Genomic DNA, 18,034 nt, shown 5'->3' with positions numbered 1-18,034 from the left:
GTAGGAGTCGAGCCCTGCTCGCGATACCCGCATCTAATTTTCAACTTCAAACGACGAGAGTGTTTGTGCCAATTAGATCGTTCACCATCTTTTCATTTATCTGTTAATTTGGCTTTTGGTATCGCGAGCAGGGCTCGACTCCTACATGTTGTTTTTCCCGCCACATATGACGGTTCATTTATGCTTAAAATAAATAATAACGCTGCGCTAACGGTAAACTTTCTGCTGGTTCACACGTTAATACTTGGCCGTCCGCTTTTACCACATAGGTTTCTGGGTCTACTTCTAACACGGGCTGGTAATCGTTAAGCTTCATGTCTGCTTTCGAAATTGTGCGTGTATTTTTCACCGCGCTTAATTGTTTTTGTAACCCTAAATAAGACAACGTATCTTTTTCAATAGACGCTTTGGATACAAAAGTAATACTGGTTTGATTCACCGCTTTACCCATGGCACCAAACATAGGTCGATAATGCACAGGTTGAGGTGTTGGAATCGATGCATTAGGGTCACCCATTGGGGCACCCGCAATCATGCCGCCTTTTAAAATCAGCGATGGCTTGGTTCCAAAAAACATGGGTTTCCACAGGACTAAATCCGCAAGTTTACCCACTTCAATGGAACCCACTTCATGGGCCACGCCCATAGTGATGGCTGGGTTAATGGCGTATTTTGCAATGTAACGTTTGCAACGAAAGTTATCTGTGCCTTCGACTTCTGCATTAGCGTCTTCAGCTAATGCGCCGCGTTGAACTTTCATTTTGTGCGCGGTTTGCCAAGTACGTGTAATCACTTCACCCACACGGCCCATGGCTTGCGAGTCTGATGAGATCATTGAGAACGCCCCAAGGTCATGCAAAATATCTTCAGCAGCAATGGTTTCACGGCGAATACGTGAATCGGCAAACGCCACGTCTTCTGGAATGTTAGGGTCTAAATGGTGACACACCATGAGCATGTCTAAATGTTCATCAACCGTGTTCACCGTGTAAGGACGGGTCGGGTTAGTGGATGACGGCAACACATTACTTTCGCCACAGGCTTTAATAATGTCAGGCGCATGACCACCGCCCGCCCCTTCTGTGTGATAGGTATGAATCACACGGCCTTTAAATGCCGCGATCGTGTCTTCAACAAAACCAGATTCGTTTAGCGTATCGGTATGTATAGCCACTTGCACATCATGCTCTTCGGCGACGGTTAAGCAGTTATCAATAGAAGCAGGTGTCGTACCCCAATCTTCGTGCAATTTTAAACCCATGACGCCAGCTTCCACTTGCTCGATTAACGGCCCAGGTAAACTGGCGTTGCCCTTCCCTAAAAAACCAATGTTCATAGGTAAGTCATCCACCGCTTGTAACATCTTACCGATGTGCCATGGCCCAGGAGTACAGGTGGTTGCATTGGTGCCCGTTGCTGGGCCTGTGCCACCACCCAACATAGTCGTCACACCGCTCATGAGTGCTTCTTCAATTTGTTGCGGACAAATGAAATGTATGTGGGCATCAATACCACCTGGGGTGAGAATTTGCCCTTCACCTGCTATGACTTCCGTGCCCGGCCCAACTTCGATGGTGACGTTTTGTTGAGTGTCTGGATTACCCGCTTTACCGATGGCCATGATACGGCCCGCTTTAATGCCCACATCCGCTTTTACGATGCCCCAATAATCTAGAATCAACGCATTGGTGATAACAGTATCGGCTATTTGTTCACTCATGGCTTGGCTTTGGCCCATACCATCACGGATCACTTTACCACCGCCAAATTTCACTTCGTCGCCGTAAACCGTGTAATCTTTTTCTGGGGTAATAAATAATTCGGTATCGCCTAGGCGAACTTTATCACCCACCGTGGCGCCGTACATGTCGGCATATGCTTGTCTTGAGATTTTCATAATTGCCCCATTACCTCACCGCGGAATCCGTAAATTTTTCTCTTACCTGCAATGGCCACCAATTCAACCGTTCGTGTTTGCCCTGGCTCAAACCGCACCGCAGTGCCCGCGGCTACGTTTAAGCGAAAGCCTTTTGTGTTGTCTCGCTCAAACGTTAATGCTGGGTTAGTTTCATAAAAATGATAATGACTGCCCACTTGAATTGGTCGATCACCTGTATTGGCAACGGTGACAGTTAACGTGTCCAAACCCACGTTCAGTTCAATATCGCCTTGTGCACAAATCACTTCACCTGGGATCATAATTATTCCTTAAACACTTAATTTTTTAATCAGAGATTCGCTCGCGAGCGGCCTCCTACAAATAACACCCTTCACAATTTTTCAGGAGCGTTTGCGAAGCCGTTAGTACAAGGCAAATTTTTAATTTTGTGAGGCGCATAGCTTGCCTATGTTACGATCAAAATTAAAAATTTAACGCCGTAATAACAACGCAGCTAGCTTCCCTCAATTAAGCGATTGGGTTGTGTACCGTTACCAATTTCGTCCCGTCCGGGAAGGTGGCCTCTACTTGCACTTCATGAATCATTTCCGCAATGCCATCCATCACATCATCACGGCCGATCACTTGGCGACCATCATTCATTAATTGCGCCACGGTTAAGCCATCACGAGCGCCTTCCATAATGAAGCAACTGATCAACGCAATGGTTTCTGGGTAATTTAACTTCACACCGCGATTTTTGCGCTTTTGTGCAACTTCGCCTGCGACATACAGCAAGAGCTTATCTTTTTCACGAGGTGACAATTCCATAGTGTTCTCCTAGGCAAGACCACAGCCTTGCCTTAAATTAAGTATTCCAAATTCTTGGGGTACACGCTTCACGACCATAAACAGACGGGCGTAATAGCTGCCAAATACGTTCAAATTGATTGCGAATCGGTTCGGCTCGCTGGCCAAGAGCACGAATAATTATGAGGCCTTTTTTTTGCGTAATACCAATAAGGACATCGTGTGATAACGCATTACAGGCTTCTTGCAGCTCAAGTAAAGATTGCATAACGGCGGAATCAATATTTCGATTAATGACAAACGTGGCAAATACAGAATAATTTTGTAAACCGACACGACTACTTAATACACCGCTTAATGCATCTAAATTAAAACGGTCGATAAACAATAAGGTTTCATCTTGATAAATAGCCAAGGTTTGTTTGAGTTTACCCTCGGTAAACAATGCATCACTTTCTGGGCGACCTAGGCAGGTGATTTCCCAACCAATAAATAAACCGTCACCGCTGACCTGTACCTTGGTATTTAATTCGCCTTTTGCCCCGTTAAAAATAATATTTTCTTGGGGCAAATATTCCACGGCACTGTCAGCACCTACTTGAATCGACACTTGCTGTACTTGATTTAATTCAGTTTCATTTCGATACAGTTTGCCTGCTGACGGCGTTGTCACCAATACCTTAGCTTGATCATGGGCATGCACTTGTATGACTAATTGATCGCCCCCTACTAAGCCACCTGGTGGGTGAAGCAAATACATATGCAGTAATTCAGGACCTTCAGGATAAAACGGTCGCTGTACACGTAGAGGCCCAAAATGCATGGTCTTACCCATGCGCGTATGAAGACCATTAGAAGACGTTGATGCTGCGTAAAACTCGCCACGAAACAGCGCACGCCAACGAGGATCTATTCCATCAACTTGGGCATTGGCTTGTGGAGCACTCAACATATTCATGAATAAACCGTCTTCTTTGCACAGTAATGATGCATAAAACATCTTTTTATAAAGTTGACTGCTAATAATGCAAAGAGGGAGCCAACTATCAAAACCCTTTATTCATCAGGGCTGAAGATAGTTGACCGATTGGTCAATTGAATTTTTGGCACCAGATTAGTGCGCCTGCACCATGATTGATTAACTAAATTTCACCATCATTACCGAAACCGTAAAAAGGCGCACCGAGGTGGATACGCCTACTGTTTATTAAATCGCTAACAACCGCTGCACATCATCCGATGTTTGAAGTTGTTGCTGGTCCCCAGCGGAAACAACGCGGCCACGTTCTAAAATAATGTATTCATCAGCAAGTGCCGTGGCAAAGTCTAAGTATTGCTCTACCAAGATAATGGCCATGATGCCCCTTTCGCGCAAAAGCTCGATGACTTTCTGAATATCCTTAATAATCGAAGGCTGAATGCCTTCTGTTGGCTCATCCAAAATCAACATTTTAGGGCGCAGCAATAACGCACGCGCAATGGCAAGCTGCTGCTGTTGGCCGCCACTTAAATCACCACCTCGACGATGCAGCATCTTTTTAAGCACAGGAAACAATTCAAACACTTCTTCATCAATAAAACGCAGTTTTTTCGGTAAACTTGAAAATGCGGTTTTTAAGTTTTCTTCAACGGTTAATTGCGAAAAAATATCACGACCTTGCGGCACATAAGCAATGCCATTTTTAGCACGGTCATACGGTGCTTGCCCCGAAATCGAGCTCCCTTGCCACACGACATCACCCGCTTTTGGGGATAAGTGGCCTGACAACGCTTTCATTAATGTGGTTTTGCCCACACCGTTGCGCCCAAGTACACAAGTGACTTTACCTATTTCAGCGCTCATGGAAACATCGTAAAGTGCTTGGCTTGCGCCATAAGCGACATCTAAATTTTTAACTTCCAACATAATTAACGCCCCAAATACACTTCGATGACTTGTTGATTGTTTTGCACAGACTCTAACGAGCCTTCGGCCAACACACTGCCTTCGTGCAATACCGTCACTTTGCAATCAAGTGCTGCAATAAAGTCCATGTCATGTTCAACCACCACTAACGAATGCTTTTTAGCGAGTTTTTTAAATAGCTCTGCGGTCTTCATGGTTTCTTCGTCGGTCATGCCAGCGGCAGGTTCATCAATTAATAAAAGCTCTGGTTCTTGTGAGATAAGCATGCCTATTTCTAACCATTGTTTTTGGCCATGGGACAAATTAGCCGCGAGCTCATCACGCTTGTCAGTTAAAGCAATCAGCTCTAGGGTTTCTGCAATTTTTTGCTCTTGCTGATCACTTAACGAGTGAAACAAAGCCTGCCAAATACCACGGCCGCCTTTTTGCGATAGCTCTAAATTTTCAAATACCGTTAAGCTTTCAATGACGCTTGGTTTTTGAAATTTACGGCCCACTCCAATATTAGCAACCGCGGCTTCATCAAATTGAGTCAAGTCTGTGGTGTTATTAAATAAAACCGTACCGTTATCTGGTTTGGTTTTACCGGTAATCACATCCATCATGGTGGTTTTACCCGCGCCATTTGGGCCTATAATCGCGCGCATTTCACCGGGCTTAATATAAAGGGATAAATTATTAAGCGCTTTAAAGCCATCAAAGCTCACGCTAACGCCGTCCATATATAAACTGTATTCTTGTTCTAAGTGTTTAGGTCGTAATGCGCTCATAATTACGCCCCCTTATTCGAGAATTTATTGGTAAGTAACGTTAACCATTGTGCTGCTTTGCCATCACCTTCTTGCATTTGTTTGACCCAACCTACAATGCCTTTAGGCAAATACAAGGTGGTTAATACGAACAAGCCGCCCAACATAAACAACCACAGCTCAGCAAATGCACCGGTAAAATAGGTTTTAGCGTAGTTAACGGCCACGGCACCAATCACTGCACCAAACAAACTGCCACGACCACCAACGGCTACCCAGATAATAATTTCGATAGAGTTAATAGGCGTAAATTCACCAGGATTGATAATTCCCACTTGCGGCACATACAAAGCACCCGCTACACCGGCCATCATGGCAGAGGCCACAAATACAAACAGTTTGTAATGCTCAACACGGTAACCTAAAAAGCGTGTGCGACTTTCTGCATCGCGGATACTGACCAGTACACGACCCAATTTTGAGGTGGTAATAAAACGGCTAATTAAGTAACCCAAGGCCAGTGCCAATGCAGATGCAATAAACAATACATTACGTGTGCCACTGCTTTGTAAATCAAAACCGAGAATGTCTTTAAAATCGGTTAAACCATTGTTGCCACCAAAGCCCATGTCATTTCTAAAAAACGCCAGCATTAAGGCGTAGGTTAACGCTTGGGTAATAATCGAAAGATACACACCCGTTACACGGGAGCGAAATGCCAACCAACCAAACACAAACGCCAGCGTTCCTGGCACCAACAGTACCATTAACATGGCAAACCAAAATTGATCAAAGCCAAGCCAATACCAAGGCAGCTCTCCCCAACTTAAAAACACCATGAAGTCGGGTAAGTCAGGATTACCATATACACCACGATCACCTATTTGATGCATAAGGTACATGCCCATGGCATAACCCCCTAATGCAAAAAAAGCACCGTGACCCAAGCTTAAAATACCGCAATAGCCCCAAATCAAATCAACCGATAATGCCAGTAAGGCATAACATAAATATTTACCGGTTAACGTCAAAGCATAAGTAGAAACATGAAAAATAGAATCCGGTGAGAACACCAAATTACAAAACGGAAAGATAATAGCGACTGCGATGATTGCTATTAACAATCGTTGACCGCCTTTATCGCCTACTAACAAAGTTGCTAACGGCCCTAACTTAGGTGCCTGTGTTTGTGAAATAGTCATCAATTAATCCTCCACCGAGCGGCCTTTTAATGCGAATAAACCGCGAGGACGTTTTTGTATAAACAAAATGATCGCAACCAAGACAATAATTTTTGCCAGTACGGCACCGGCCATTGGCTCGAATATTTTATTCGCAATACCAAGGGACATTGCACCCACTAAGGTTCCCCATAAATTACCCACACCACCAAATACCACCACCATGAAACTATCAATGATGTATTGCTGGCCAAGGTTAGGGCCTACATTGGTTAACTGACTAAGAGCAACACCTGCAATACCCGCAATGCCTGAACCCAAACCGAACGTCAATGCATCAACCCAACCGGTTTTGATTCCCATGGAACTGGCCATTGGGCGGTTCATTGTCACTGCTCGCATTTGCAAACCAAATAACGTTTTCTTAAGGACAACTGCCAACGCAGCCAACACTAATAAACTAAAAATGATGATGTATAAGCGATTAAAGGTAAGCTCTAAGCCGGCGTTCACGGTAAACGTACCCGCCATCCAACCGGGTGTTTGCACATCTTGGTTAAGCGGGCCAAAAATAGAACGTACCGCTTGTTGTAAAACAAGGCTGATACCAAATGTGGCAAGTAACGTTTCTAATGGGCGGCCGTACAAATGGCGAATCACACTGCGTTCAATTAATACGCCGACTAAACCCGATACTAAAAATGCAGCCGGTACCGCTACCACTAATGATAAACCTATATTGTTCGGCATCAGTTGCTGGATAACAAACGTGGTGTAAGCCCCTAACATGATCATTTCGCCATGGGCCATGTTAATCACACCCATTACACCAAATGTAATCGCAAGACCAATCGCGGCGAGTAATAGCACAGCACCTAATGCCACACCAAAATATACATTCTCTAGCACACCGTTAAGCTTCATTAACTCATTAATGTCATCGAATGTTGTTTGCGCTAATTTAATTTCCGCTTTGCTATAGCCTGCTTGCTGCGCACGATTTAAAAAAGCGAGTAGGCCGTTACGTGTTTCGGTGTATAACGAGCCATCTAAAAACTGAATGGCTGCGATGCGAACCAATGGATCATCACTTTTCAAAAAAACCAATGCGCGAGCAGTTTTAAGGATATCGATAATATGTTGATCGGTTTCTTTTGTTAATGCTTTTTCTAATATCGTCAGTGCTGAGTTATCGGCTGCTTTTAATAACTCTAACGCTGCCGATTCTCTTTGCTCAGGATCATTGGAGCTGATCTGTAACTCAGCAATCACACCGTTTATCGTGCGTCGTAAATTGTTATTAATACCTACTTTACGTAAATCACGTTTTTTAAATTCGCCTAGCACATTACCGGTAAATACGGATGTTGCGTTATATTTCCCGCTCTCTAGTTTTTCACGGGTAACTAGATCGCCATTTTTTTTGTTGTAAAATAAATCGGCATTTAATAACAACTTAATAAGCGGCAGTGCGTTGTCATTATTGCTTTGTGCAATCGATAAAATCAGTTTTTCTTTTTTGTCATAATTTGCATCGACTAGCTGGCAACTTAGTTGTTCGAAGTTGGCTTTATGTGAGGGGTTTATCTGACTAGCTTCTGCGTTGGACGTTAAATGAACGCTACATTCACTACTGTTTGCGACTGCTGGTAATACATTACCCAGTGCAAACGTGCACAATAGTAATGCTTTAAATAATTTCATGGGGCCACCTTAACTGAATTTTGAGCACCCATTGTCATCTTCTAATTCAATTCGCTAGAAGTATAAAGACAAGGTTTAATCAAAAGGAATGCGCCCGCTAATGGTTATTAGGGGCGCGTTTATTATTGTTATTCAGCTGCGACTTCAGAGCCTGCACATACTTTTGTCGTCGTGTTGTAATTACCGCAATTTAGACTTTTCCAGTCTGAAACAAGGTTTTTACTTTCAGGTAGAAAGTCAGTCCAAGCATCACCTACCACCTCACCATCGGTTTTCCAAACAATATCAAATTGACCATCTTCTTGGATTTCACCAATTAATACTGGCTTAGATAAGTGATGGTTAGTATTCATGACCGCTGTACCACCTGTTAGGTTAGGTACTTTTAGGCCGTACATATTGCTACGTACTTTATCTACCTCAGCGCTACCGGCTTTTTCAACCGCAGCGGCCCACATTTTGAAACCAATATAGGTGGCTTCCATTGGGTCATTCGTTACGCGCTCATCGTTTTTAGTGAATGCATGCCACTTATCAATGAACTCATCATTGGCATCGCTTTCTGCGCTCATGAAGTAGTTCCAAGCGGCTAGGTGACCAACAAGAGGCTTGGTATCAAAACCAGATAGTTCTTCTTCACCTACAGAAAATGCAACCACTGGAATATCTTCAGCGCTTACACCTTGGTTAGCCAGTTCTTTATAGAAAGGTACGTTTGCATCACCGTTGATGGTTGAAACAACCGCGGCTTTTTTACCGGTAGAACCAAATTTTTTCACGTCTGATACGATGGTTTGCCAATCGCTGTGACCAAATGGCGTGTAGTTAATCATGATATCTTTATCACTCACGCCTTTGCTTTTTAGGTAGCTTTCAAGAATTTTATTTGTTGTACGTGGGTAAACATAATCAGTACCGGCTAATACCCAACGCTTAACACCTTGATTCATTAAGTAATCAACCGCAGGAATGGCCTGCTGATTTGGCGCGGCGCCTGTGTAGAAAACATTTTTAGATGACTCTTCACCTTCGTATTGCACAGGGTAAAACAATAAACCGTTTAGTTCTTCAATCACAGGCAATACTGACTTACGTGATACTGAAGTCCAGCAACCAAAAATTACATCTACTTCTTCTTTCGATAATAGTTCGCGCGTTTTTTCAGCGAACAAAGGCCAGTTAGAGGCAGGATCAACCACAACAGCTTCTAGTTTTTTACCCAGTAAGCCGCCTTTTTTATTTTGATCTTCGATCATCATTAGAAACAGTATCTTTTAATGTGGTTTCAGAAATCGCCATTGTGCCGGAAAGCGAATGCAACACACCCACCTTTATAGTGTCACTTGCTTGTGCGATAGCAGCACCCAGTGTCAGTGCTGCAACCCCTGCTATTTTAGAAAACTTACGCATCATTTTGCTTATCCTATTGAGTGTGTTGTTCTCCTGTATTTGCAATGGGTATGCCAATGAAATAAAACGCCCTATATTCGTATTTTTATGTCCTTATATTTATTTTTTTGCACCATAAATATTCTTTTATGCCTTGCACGCTGTATTTAAGTGCACTTATTGGCGCATATTTTAAATACGACGGCCTTTGTGCAATCCAAAATTGCACGCTGATAGCGCAATTATTTATATACGCCTGTTAATGAATCAAAACCTCTCATCTCAAGAACAAATTTTGAGTGTTTTTTCCAGCGTACTTGCGGCAGACCTTGGCTTTAAACAAGTAGTGGCAAGGTAATCCTCCCTGAGACATTAACTTCATCTACCGGTAGCTTATTAATTTACTTTACCAGTGATGATATTGTTACTGAAGATGACTGGTCAGCGACTTATACAAGTAAGTAAGCGTTTTGATGTCAATACACACTAAACTCTTGTACCCACACTTGAGTTTAGTCGTACTCATCACTTGCAATTTTCCAGTCCCCTTCAGAAACCGGCTGCTGACTATTTCTGAAATTCACCTTAACGTACTTTAATATGAGAACTATAATCACTGCTACCACAATCATTAGTTGAATTTACGCGGATATATTGTATACCCGTTAAATAAAGCCAATCACTCGAATTTGTTGTAGTTGTTGCTAAATATTCCCAAGTTCCAATCCATTTTTGCAGACTATATGACGAAGCGCCTACAGTCTCATTCCATGACACTCTGAAGTAATACTCACTATAAATGTCAGCCGTTAATCCAGTTGGAACACTCGGTACGGATGAGCACGTCCCCATATCAGGTTTCAACGTTATATTTAAAGTTTCTGAAGGTAAACTTTGCCCGCAATTACCGATAGCAATAATCCTGATATCAATATTTTGGCTAGGAGAAAAATTGGTTAGATGAGCTATATTTTGAGTAACCGTTTGCTTTGTGTACCAAGTACCACCTTCTAAAATTTGAACTTGATATGCGCTTACATTTGATACTTCACCCCAAGTAATAGTGAGACTGTTACTGGTGATATCACTACTCACCAGTCCATTCGGCGCTTGTATTTGAGTACAAGCCCCTCCTATTATTAACTGCCAGCTATGACTATCTTGAGTGACGTTATACTCATCTTTTATGACTTTATCGGTATTGTCTTTTACTTGAACAAGCAAAGTGTGGGTACCATTTGAAAAATCATTCGCAGCCAGAGTAAATTCATTACCGCTTCCTTTTCGTTCATTATCAATATACCAATTGATATTTATGCTGTTTGGTACAGGTGAAACGGTTTGAACAGTAAACGTTTGGCTTTGCTCAGCACCTATATTGATACTTGAAGTAATTGGATAAACCGAATCTATGGGATCCACAAAATGGTAGGTACGTTTTATGAGTTCTTCCTCATTTACTTGATAAAATGGGACACCAAGATGATTCATCATAGAGTCATATGTTGGTCTATACATACCACTTGTACAGTACCGCCCTCCTTGGTATGCACTTACATTACTAGCATGTTGCCAATGAGACCATTTACTGCCATAAGAATTAGTTGTTGCATTTGCTTCTGTAGGCTCAGATGTAATACATGTGCCATTGGTATATTCATCAGCTAAATGACCAAACGAGTGACCGACTTCGTGTAGTGCAAGATTAATTGCTGCTGGTGCCAACGATATGGTTGCTACGGTACCGCCAGCCCCTCCGTAAGTCTGCGTATTAACCACTACTACAACCTGATCTGCTTGTGTCGAATCCATTACACTATTGATATAGTTGATTACTTTGGTTTCATCAACACATAATAAGCGTTCAATGCCATAGCAACCAAAGTGCGCTCCAAACTTAGTGTTTATTGGGCTACCATTCCCAGCACCACTAACAATAGATGCCGTCTCAACACGCCAAACATTATATAATTTTTTATATTCTAAATATGGTGACACATCAAAATAGCCTTTAATAATATTATCCACATCTGTACTAAATTGACTCAACTCACTTTCAGTATAACCTTCACTCAAGAATACAACGTCCGCTCTGTTATTTGATTCCCCATTATCCATCACCTTAAATACACCTGCTGAAGATAACGATTCAAATGACTTTTGCATGTCTTTAGTTAAGTAACAATCACCAAGTAATAAGTTAATAGTTTTATTTTTTTGTTCCAGTGCTTCAAATACCGCTATTGAGTGTAACTTTCCATTATCGGGTACTACTATATTTAATAATGCAGAATCTCGCTTAATATCTTTAGAAAAGGAGATATCACCAGAATGTTCATCAAAGATTTCCGCTCTAAAATACAATGGGTTCTTTACTATTTGGCGACTTAACTCTTTACCGTGTTGATCTTGGCCTATAACAACTAAATCTTTGGAGGTTAATACTTCTTTGCTTTGGGTTGCACGTTGACTACTTTTTTTATTTAGCGTGACTTTTTGTATGCGTTTATTTGCAATAGCATTTTTTATTTTCGGTTTATGCTCTTGATTATAAATTATAATATTTAGTTGTCGGTTATCTATTTGTGTAGGCGCTGATAGTGCGTTAAAAGCGATTAGAGCAAGAACTGTATTGGTTACCATTTTTAGTAAGCGCATGTTGATTCCCTCCGATATATTATTGTTTACCGTTATGTTATTAATAATGAAATAAGAACGCATTGACCATTTTTTAAAAGCATTTTCGTTAGTTGTATCCTCTAATGGGTCGTTATTGATATCAGGCATGAAATAATCCCATACAAGCTTGAACTAACTAACCTCAGATCGGTTTAAGCTTTTACGATAGCATTCATCTCTAGAGTATCAAGATTAAGGGTTGGCTTATTTTACTTTAGACAATCAGCCACAAGACCACCGATTAAATTCAACATAAACCCATGCGAACGCCTATGTCTTGAGTGCTCAATTTGTGAAATATTCTTAAGTTGATCATTTATGGTCTCAATTATAAACCGTTGTAAGAGCATAGCCCTGTCCCACAACGATAAAGCCTTTGCTTTCATATTCTTTTGTACATTCGTCACGACTCTATGCCTTTATCCTTTAAGTCAGCTTTAAGTTTCTTACTGATATAACCTTTGTCAGCGTAAAGTTTCCCATTTAGTCCTGCGGTTAATTCTGAAACAGGCTTAGTATTATGAACATTTCCTGTGGTCAGTTGAGCTGCAACAATTTCACCTTTAACATTTGTAGTGATAGGTAATTTAAATCCATAAAACCAACCCATTGTTCCTGTTCCTTTTTGAGCTATACCCTGAATGTTTTATGTTGGGTAGTACATAGGTTGTGGCAGACTTTAATACAGGTAGAATCAATAAATTCAATGCCTGTAGGCTCACACTTTGAGTGTAGATAAATAACTTAATGTGACTAAAGCTTTAGGTATTAATTTTAGGAACCTGGTATAGCTTAGTAAGCTAGCGTACTCCTTTTGATAAAAACGTGAGATATAGCCGAAGTAATCATTTTTAAAATCACGCTAATAGGAGGTATAGAAGCAGATAATAATGGTCATTATTTCACTTGTTTTCACAAATTATTCTGCCATCCATAATAACTTGTATAAATATCTTTTCATAAACTAGCCTTAAGGAGACGGGTGTGAGTGATGAGCACAGGCGTGTATGGATTGAAAAGTGAATATTCCAATTATCTCAAGTATTTACTATTGGTATTTGTGCACACGCGATCATTCATAACCACTTACATTTAGTATTGTATGTTGACATGGATACTACGAAGCAGGGCAACGGCAGGGATGCTTGAGCGTTGGCATCAACTACCTTACTGACGAGAAGATAAATGCACAGGACACTTTTGGGAAGGAAGATTCAAATCTCAGGCGCGGCTTGATGAAGGCGCATTACTGTCTTGTATGGTCTATGTAGATTTAAATCAAATACGCTCAGTTATTACTTGTCATTAAAGTGGGTGGCAATATTAGTTTGTTTCTTTAAAAGGGGCTGAAAAATAGCTCAGTATCCTTTTTTGTATTGAATAAACGACGGGCATAAAAAAAGGATGGCAAGCCATCCTTTTTTAGCGTTTTAGGTTTTGTTAGAATTTTTTACGCACACCTAAAATAAACAGCGTATCGCCATCGTCACTGTCATTATCCGCACCAAAAGGCGTTTCATCGGTAATATGACTAACACCTGCAAAAATATCGATGTGGTGGAATTCAGGGAAGTCACGAGCGATTTCAGCACGGAAAGTCAATGCATCGTCATCGGCATCATCTGCATTCCAGTAACCAATCGCCGCATCAAAATACAAACGGTTTGCTAGGTATTTTTCGAAAATGATCTCTGGGTACCAGTATTTGGTTTTCACTTCGCGGTGCAGTGCGATTTCAATATCTTTATTAATCGATGTCGCAACACGAAACTCTGTTTTATCCTGAATGCTGTCATTCAGATAATTATAGGTAATCACACTGGTGTCTAAGTTGAAGCTATTAAACTTATTGTTATAGCCAAAAGTGACGTCCATCTCGACAGGTAAGCCTTCCGAACCGTCGACATCTTCTACATTGCTAAACCAGACGCTGGCGTAAGCGTTGCCATTTTTATAGTCCGAACCGCCTTGAATCGCTGGGCTATTATCGGTTTGACTCATGCCACGCCAAACATAGTCACTCACTAAGCTGACATTGTGAGTGGTTTTTGCCTGAGCAAATACTGTGCACGCTAAAAGGGAAGCGGCAACCGTCATTTTGATTGGGGTCATTGTGTGTCTCCTTGTTTGCCCTCTATCATAATCAATTTACCCATCATTTTCTGATGATAAGTACCGTTGTGTGAATAAACTCAAATACTTTTATTGATCAATTACAGTGCAAATTCAAGGTTTTTAGTCTGTTTTTAGTGCGCTGTCGTCTTTTATCTCATACAAAAAATGACTAAAACTCTCTAAAACAGTGCTGTTTTCGAGTATTGCGCACATCTTTTTATATTTCTGACCATCTGGCCAAGTTATTGCTATATCCCTCTGAATTCATAACAACCGTCTTAGACGTATTCGGAGAACTTATATGTTGAAACGCAAATATTGGCAGTCTTTGTTGACTGCAGCCTCTCTTGCTTTGGGCCTTGGCATGGGCCAAACCGCTGTCGCTGAAGATGACCCATTAAAAGTGGGGTTTGTTTATGTTGGCCCAGTTGGGGATTACGGTTGGTCTTATGAACATGATCGTGGTCGTCTTGAGGCTCAAAAGCATTTTGGTGATACAATCAAAACCACATACGTCGAAAAAGTACCTGAAGGCGCGGATGCCGAACGGGTTATTCGCCAGATGGCACAAAGTGGCTCTGACCTAATATTCACCACGTCATTTGGTTTTATGAACCCAACCCTTAAAGTGGCGAAGCGTTTTCCTAAAGTCGCGTTTGAACACGCTACGGGTTACAAACGTTCAAAGAATATGTCCACTTATGCATTGCGCACTTATGAAGGTCGCTATGTGTCCGGTATTGCAGCCGGCATGGAAACTAAAACCAACACCATTGGCTATATTGCATCGTTCCCTATCCCTGAAGTGATTCGTGACATCAACGCTGTTTACATGGCGGCAAAATCCGTCAACCCGGATGTTAAAATCAAAATCATGTGGGTGAGCACCTGGTATGACCCAGTTAAAGAAAGCGAAGCCGCAAACGCATTAATCGACCAAGGTGTTGATGTCATCATTCAACACACAGACAGCCCTGCACCACTGCAAGCAGCCGAAAAACGTGGTGTAAAAGGGATCGGTCAAGCATCCGACATGAGCCAGTTTGCGAAAAACGCGCACATGTTTTCAATTCAGGATCAGTGGTCTAGTCATTACATTAAGTCTATCCAAAATGTATTAGACAAAAACTGGGAGCCACAAAACTTCTGGGGGGGATTTTCGGATGACATGCTCATTGTCGCGTCTATTAACGACAACCTACCGGCTAAAACCAAAGCGGCCGTATTAGCAAAATACGAAGAAATTAAATCGGGTCAATTCCACCCATTTACCGGTCCTATCTACGATAACCAAGGTAAACTTGTGATTGAAGCAGGCCACACGGTAACCGATGAAGAGCTAGACAGTATTAATTGGTATGTAAAAGGCATCGACGCCAGCATTCCAAAATAATGTCATGCGACCCTGCGGCTTTCATTCGAAAGCCGCAACCGAATCTCTAAAATACCGAGAACATCATGCAGACCGTTCCATTAATTGATATTTCGCCACTGCGCTCAAATGATAAGCAAGCTTACCTCGCCGTGGCAAAAGAGATTGATCATGCCTGTCGAGCAATGGGCTTTTTTTATATGACAGGCCACGGAATTTCTTCAACGCAAATGAAGCGCATGTTTGATTTAGCTCAACGCTTTTTTGCTCAACCTGAACATATTAAAAACAAAATTCTAATTGCCAACAGCTCAAACCACAGAGGCTGGGGCACAACGGGCTCCGAACAACTGGACCCAGCACAACCACAAGACTGGAAAGAAACGTTTGATATGGCATTGGATATTCACCCAGAACATCCCATGGCAAACGCTTGCCCTCAATTATATGGCCCCAACCAATACGGTGAGCTAGAGGGGTTTGCCCAACAAATGAACCAACACTACGGTTTATTAATGACAGTAGCCAAACACTTATTAAAAGCTATGGCCATTGCGCTTAAACAGCCAGAAGATTTTTTCACACAATACTTTGATGATCACATCAGTGTGCTGCGCTTGTTACATTACCCACCACGTCCCAACAACGCTGTAGACGCTCAAGCCAAAGCGGCTGGTGCTCATACCGATTACGGCTGCATCACATTATTAGTGCAAGATGATATTGGTGGCCTAGAAGTCTGCAACACACAAAACCAATGGATTGCAGCGCCACCAATTAAAGACAGCATAATGGTGAACATTGGCGACCTGATGCAACGCTGGACCAATGATCAATATCGCTCAACCGCTCACCGCGTGGCTAGCCCGCCCAGTGACACTCATCGATATTCCATGCCTTTTTTTGTAGAGCCTAGGTTCGACACCCAAGTGCGCTGCATTGACAGCTGCATTGCCGAAGGTGAAAAGCCTAAATATGACATGGTCACCAGTGGCGACTGGATCATGTCTCGCTTTAATGCCACTTATGCTTACCGGACTGAAACCCCGTAATCTGCTAATATCTTCGCCTTATTAACCTCCATTAGCTGGCACTGCCAGCTAAGTCTATACTTGTCACCATTGTTACCTTAGGAGTTGTCATGTCACATTCACCCAACACCGTGGCCAGTGAAGCGTTTTTGCGCGCACTGCCTAAAGCAGAGTTACACCTTCATATTGAAGGCTCGCTTGAGCCTGAGTTAATGTTCAAACTGGCTGAGCGCAATAATATAAAATTACCGTATGCCAGCGTTGACGAGGTGAAAAAAGCCTATGACTTTCATAACCTGCAGTCCTTTTTAGATATTTATTATCAGTGCGCTGACGTATTACGCACCGAGCAGGATTTTTATGATTTAACGTGGGCTTATCTTTTACATTGCCAAGCAGATGGTGTGGTTCACACCGAACCATTTTTTGACCCACAAACCCATACCCAAAGGGGTATCGACATGAGTGTTGCCATTAATGGCATCACAAATGCGTTAAATGATGGGCATAAAAAATTAGGCATCAGCAGCAAATTAATTTTATGCTTCTTGCGTCATTTAAGTGAAGAAGACGCCATTGAATGCCTAGAGCAAGCTAAGCCATTTTTGCAACACATTACCGCCGTCGGTTTAGACTCATCTGAACTAGGTCACCCGCCAGAAAAATTTGAACGCGTATTTAAAATGGCAAAAGACTTAGGCCTTAAAGCCGTGGCGCATGCCGGTGAAGAGGGTCCACCAGAATATATTTATCAGGCACTTGATGTGATCCATGTGGATCGTATCGACCATGGTGTACGCTGCAGCGAAGATGAAACCTTAATGCAACGCTTAGCCGCAAGCCAAATGCCACTGACGGTTTGCCCGCTATCTAACGTGCGCTTAAAAGTGTACGAACACATGAGCGAACACAATATTCTGAAGCTTTTAGAATTTGGTTTAAACGTGACAGTGAACTCTGACGACCCCTCTTTCTTTGGGGGATATCTGTTAGAAAACTTTACCGCCCTTGCGGATCACTTACACATGAGCGAAGCACAAGCGACGCAACTTGCACGCAATAGTATTAACAGCAGCTTTTTAAGTGACGCAGAAAAACAAGCTTTGTTAGCTAAAGGCTAGCGTATTTGTAGGGTGGGCACTGCCCACCGACACCTGATTGTATCGAGTAATGCCCTACCTACATTCGAAACCTAAAAAAACAAACCTTATTGGTTAGC

The 18,034-nt window shown here is 42.1% G+C and carries 12 protein-coding genes and 3 pseudogenes; 3 read left to right on the top strand and 12 right to left on the bottom strand.

The window, feature by feature from the left end; genetic code table 11:
• Window positions 1–184 precede the first annotated feature (184 nt).
• The 12 genes and pseudogenes from ureC to ACU6U9_RS06815 all read right to left on the bottom strand — a co-directional run bounded on the left by ureC (window position 185) and on the right by ACU6U9_RS06815 (window position 14,409).
• Window positions 185–1,897 (bottom strand): urease subunit alpha, encoded by a 1,713-nt coding sequence (gene ureC / locus ACU6U9_RS06870; RefSeq protein ID WP_446734302.1) that lies wholly within the window; start codon window positions 1,895–1,897, stop codon window positions 185–187.
• Complete coding sequence (locus ACU6U9_RS06865; protein ID WP_446734301.1) at window positions 1,894–2,199, bottom strand: urease subunit beta; 306 nt, start codon at window positions 2,197–2,199, stop codon at window positions 1,894–1,896. The genes ureC and ACU6U9_RS06865 overlap by 4 nt, the downstream gene beginning before the upstream one ends.
• A 208-nt stretch (window positions 2,200–2,407) precedes the next feature.
• Entirely contained in the window at window positions 2,408–2,710 is a 303-nt protein-coding gene (ureA, locus tag ACU6U9_RS06860) for an urease subunit gamma (RefSeq protein WP_446734300.1), read from the bottom strand.
• Between the two features lie 37 nt (window positions 2,711–2,747).
• Entirely contained in the window at window positions 2,748–3,647 is a 900-nt protein-coding gene (locus ACU6U9_RS06855; protein ID WP_446734299.1) for an urease accessory protein UreD, read from the bottom strand.
• A gap of 249 nt (window positions 3,648–3,896) precedes the next feature.
• Window positions 3,897–4,595, bottom strand: coding sequence for an urea ABC transporter ATP-binding subunit UrtE (urtE, locus tag ACU6U9_RS06850; RefSeq protein WP_446734298.1), 699 nt, complete (start codon window positions 4,593–4,595; stop codon window positions 3,897–3,899).
• 2 nt (window positions 4,596–4,597) lie between these two features.
• A pseudogene (gene urtD / locus ACU6U9_RS06845) lies at window positions 4,598–5,323 on the bottom strand (urea ABC transporter ATP-binding protein UrtD); the annotation flags it as partial.
• Between the two features lie 44 nt (window positions 5,324–5,367).
• Window positions 5,368–6,546: an urea ABC transporter permease subunit UrtC gene (urtC, locus tag ACU6U9_RS06840; protein ID WP_446734297.1), complete on the bottom strand. Its 1,179-nt coding sequence runs from the start codon at window positions 6,544–6,546 to the stop codon at window positions 5,368–5,370.
• 3 nt (window positions 6,547–6,549) lie between these two features.
• A complete protein-coding gene (urtB, locus tag ACU6U9_RS06835; RefSeq protein WP_446734296.1) occupies window positions 6,550–8,229 on the bottom strand; it encodes an urea ABC transporter permease subunit UrtB in 1,680 nt (559 codons plus the stop codon).
• Between the two features lie 128 nt (window positions 8,230–8,357).
• Window positions 8,358–9,642, bottom strand: a pseudogene (gene urtA, locus ACU6U9_RS06830) (urea ABC transporter substrate-binding protein).
• A 561-nt stretch (window positions 9,643–10,203) separates the two neighbouring features.
• A complete protein-coding gene (locus ACU6U9_RS06825; RefSeq protein WP_446734295.1) occupies window positions 10,204–12,405 on the bottom strand; it encodes a M64 family metallopeptidase in 2,202 nt (733 codons plus the stop codon).
• A gap of 101 nt (window positions 12,406–12,506) precedes the next feature.
• Window positions 12,507–13,204, bottom strand: a pseudogene (locus tag ACU6U9_RS06820) (IS982 family transposase); the annotation flags it as partial.
• 533 nt (window positions 13,205–13,737) lie between these two features.
• Window positions 13,738–14,409 carry a TorF family putative porin gene (locus tag ACU6U9_RS06815; protein ID WP_446734294.1) on the bottom strand — a complete coding sequence of 224 codons (672 nt, stop codon included), beginning with the start codon at window positions 14,407–14,409 and terminating at the stop codon, window positions 13,738–13,740.
• Between the two features lie 307 nt (window positions 14,410–14,716).
• Here ACU6U9_RS06815 and ACU6U9_RS06810 point away from each other — a divergent pair, with 307 nt between their 5' ends.
• From ACU6U9_RS06810 to ACU6U9_RS06800, 3 genes are all read left to right on the top strand, one after another.
• Window positions 14,717–15,805 carry a BMP family ABC transporter substrate-binding protein gene (locus ACU6U9_RS06810; RefSeq protein WP_446735067.1) on the top strand — a complete coding sequence of 363 codons (1,089 nt, stop codon included), beginning with the start codon at window positions 14,717–14,719 and terminating at the stop codon, window positions 15,803–15,805.
• A 65-nt stretch (window positions 15,806–15,870) separates the two neighbouring features.
• Window positions 15,871–16,836 (top strand): isopenicillin N synthase family dioxygenase, encoded by a 966-nt coding sequence (locus ACU6U9_RS06805; RefSeq protein ID WP_446734293.1) that lies wholly within the window; start codon window positions 15,871–15,873, stop codon window positions 16,834–16,836.
• 89 nt (window positions 16,837–16,925) lie between these two features.
• On the top strand, window positions 16,926–17,936 hold the full coding sequence (locus tag ACU6U9_RS06800) for an adenosine deaminase (protein ID WP_446734292.1): 1,011 nt from the start codon (window positions 16,926–16,928) through the stop codon (window positions 17,934–17,936).
• The last annotated feature ends 98 nt before the right edge of the window (window positions 17,937–18,034 follow it).

This window comes from Pseudomonas sp. HK3, from assembly GCF_052920985.1.
Note: the sequence above shows the minus strand (reverse complement) of the source record. Positions and strands in the feature narration are given on the sequence as shown.

Coding starts and splice junctions, on each gene's coding strand:
- ACU6U9_RS06815 (WP_446734294.1), bottom strand. CDS start 14,409: ATGACCCCAATCAAAATGACGGTTGCCGCTTCCCTTTTAGCGTGCACA.
- urtB (WP_446734296.1), bottom strand. CDS start 8,229: ATGAAATTATTTAAAGCATTACTATTGTGCACGTTTGCACTGGGTAAT.
- ACU6U9_RS06865 (WP_446734301.1), bottom strand. CDS start 2,199: ATGATCCCAGGTGAAGTGATTTGTGCACAAGGCGATATTGAACTGAAC.
- ACU6U9_RS06805 (WP_446734293.1), top strand. CDS start 15,871: ATGCAGACCGTTCCATTAATTGATATTTCGCCACTGCGCTCAAATGAT.
- ACU6U9_RS06800 (WP_446734292.1), top strand. CDS start 16,926: ATGTCACATTCACCCAACACCGTGGCCAGTGAAGCGTTTTTGCGCGCA.
- urtC (WP_446734297.1), bottom strand. CDS start 6,546: ATGACTATTTCACAAACACAGGCACCTAAGTTAGGGCCGTTAGCAACT.
- ACU6U9_RS06855 (WP_446734299.1), bottom strand. CDS start 3,647: ATGAATATGTTGAGTGCTCCACAAGCCAATGCCCAAGTTGATGGAATA.
- ureA (WP_446734300.1), bottom strand. CDS start 2,710: ATGGAATTGTCACCTCGTGAAAAAGATAAGCTCTTGCTGTATGTCGCA.
- ACU6U9_RS06825 (WP_446734295.1), bottom strand. CDS start 12,405: ATGCCTGATATCAATAACGACCCATTAGAGGATACAACTAACGAAAAT.
- ureC (WP_446734302.1), bottom strand. CDS start 1,897: ATGAAAATCTCAAGACAAGCATATGCCGACATGTACGGCGCCACGGTG.
- urtE (WP_446734298.1), bottom strand. CDS start 4,595: ATGTTGGAAGTTAAAAATTTAGATGTCGCTTATGGCGCAAGCCAAGCA.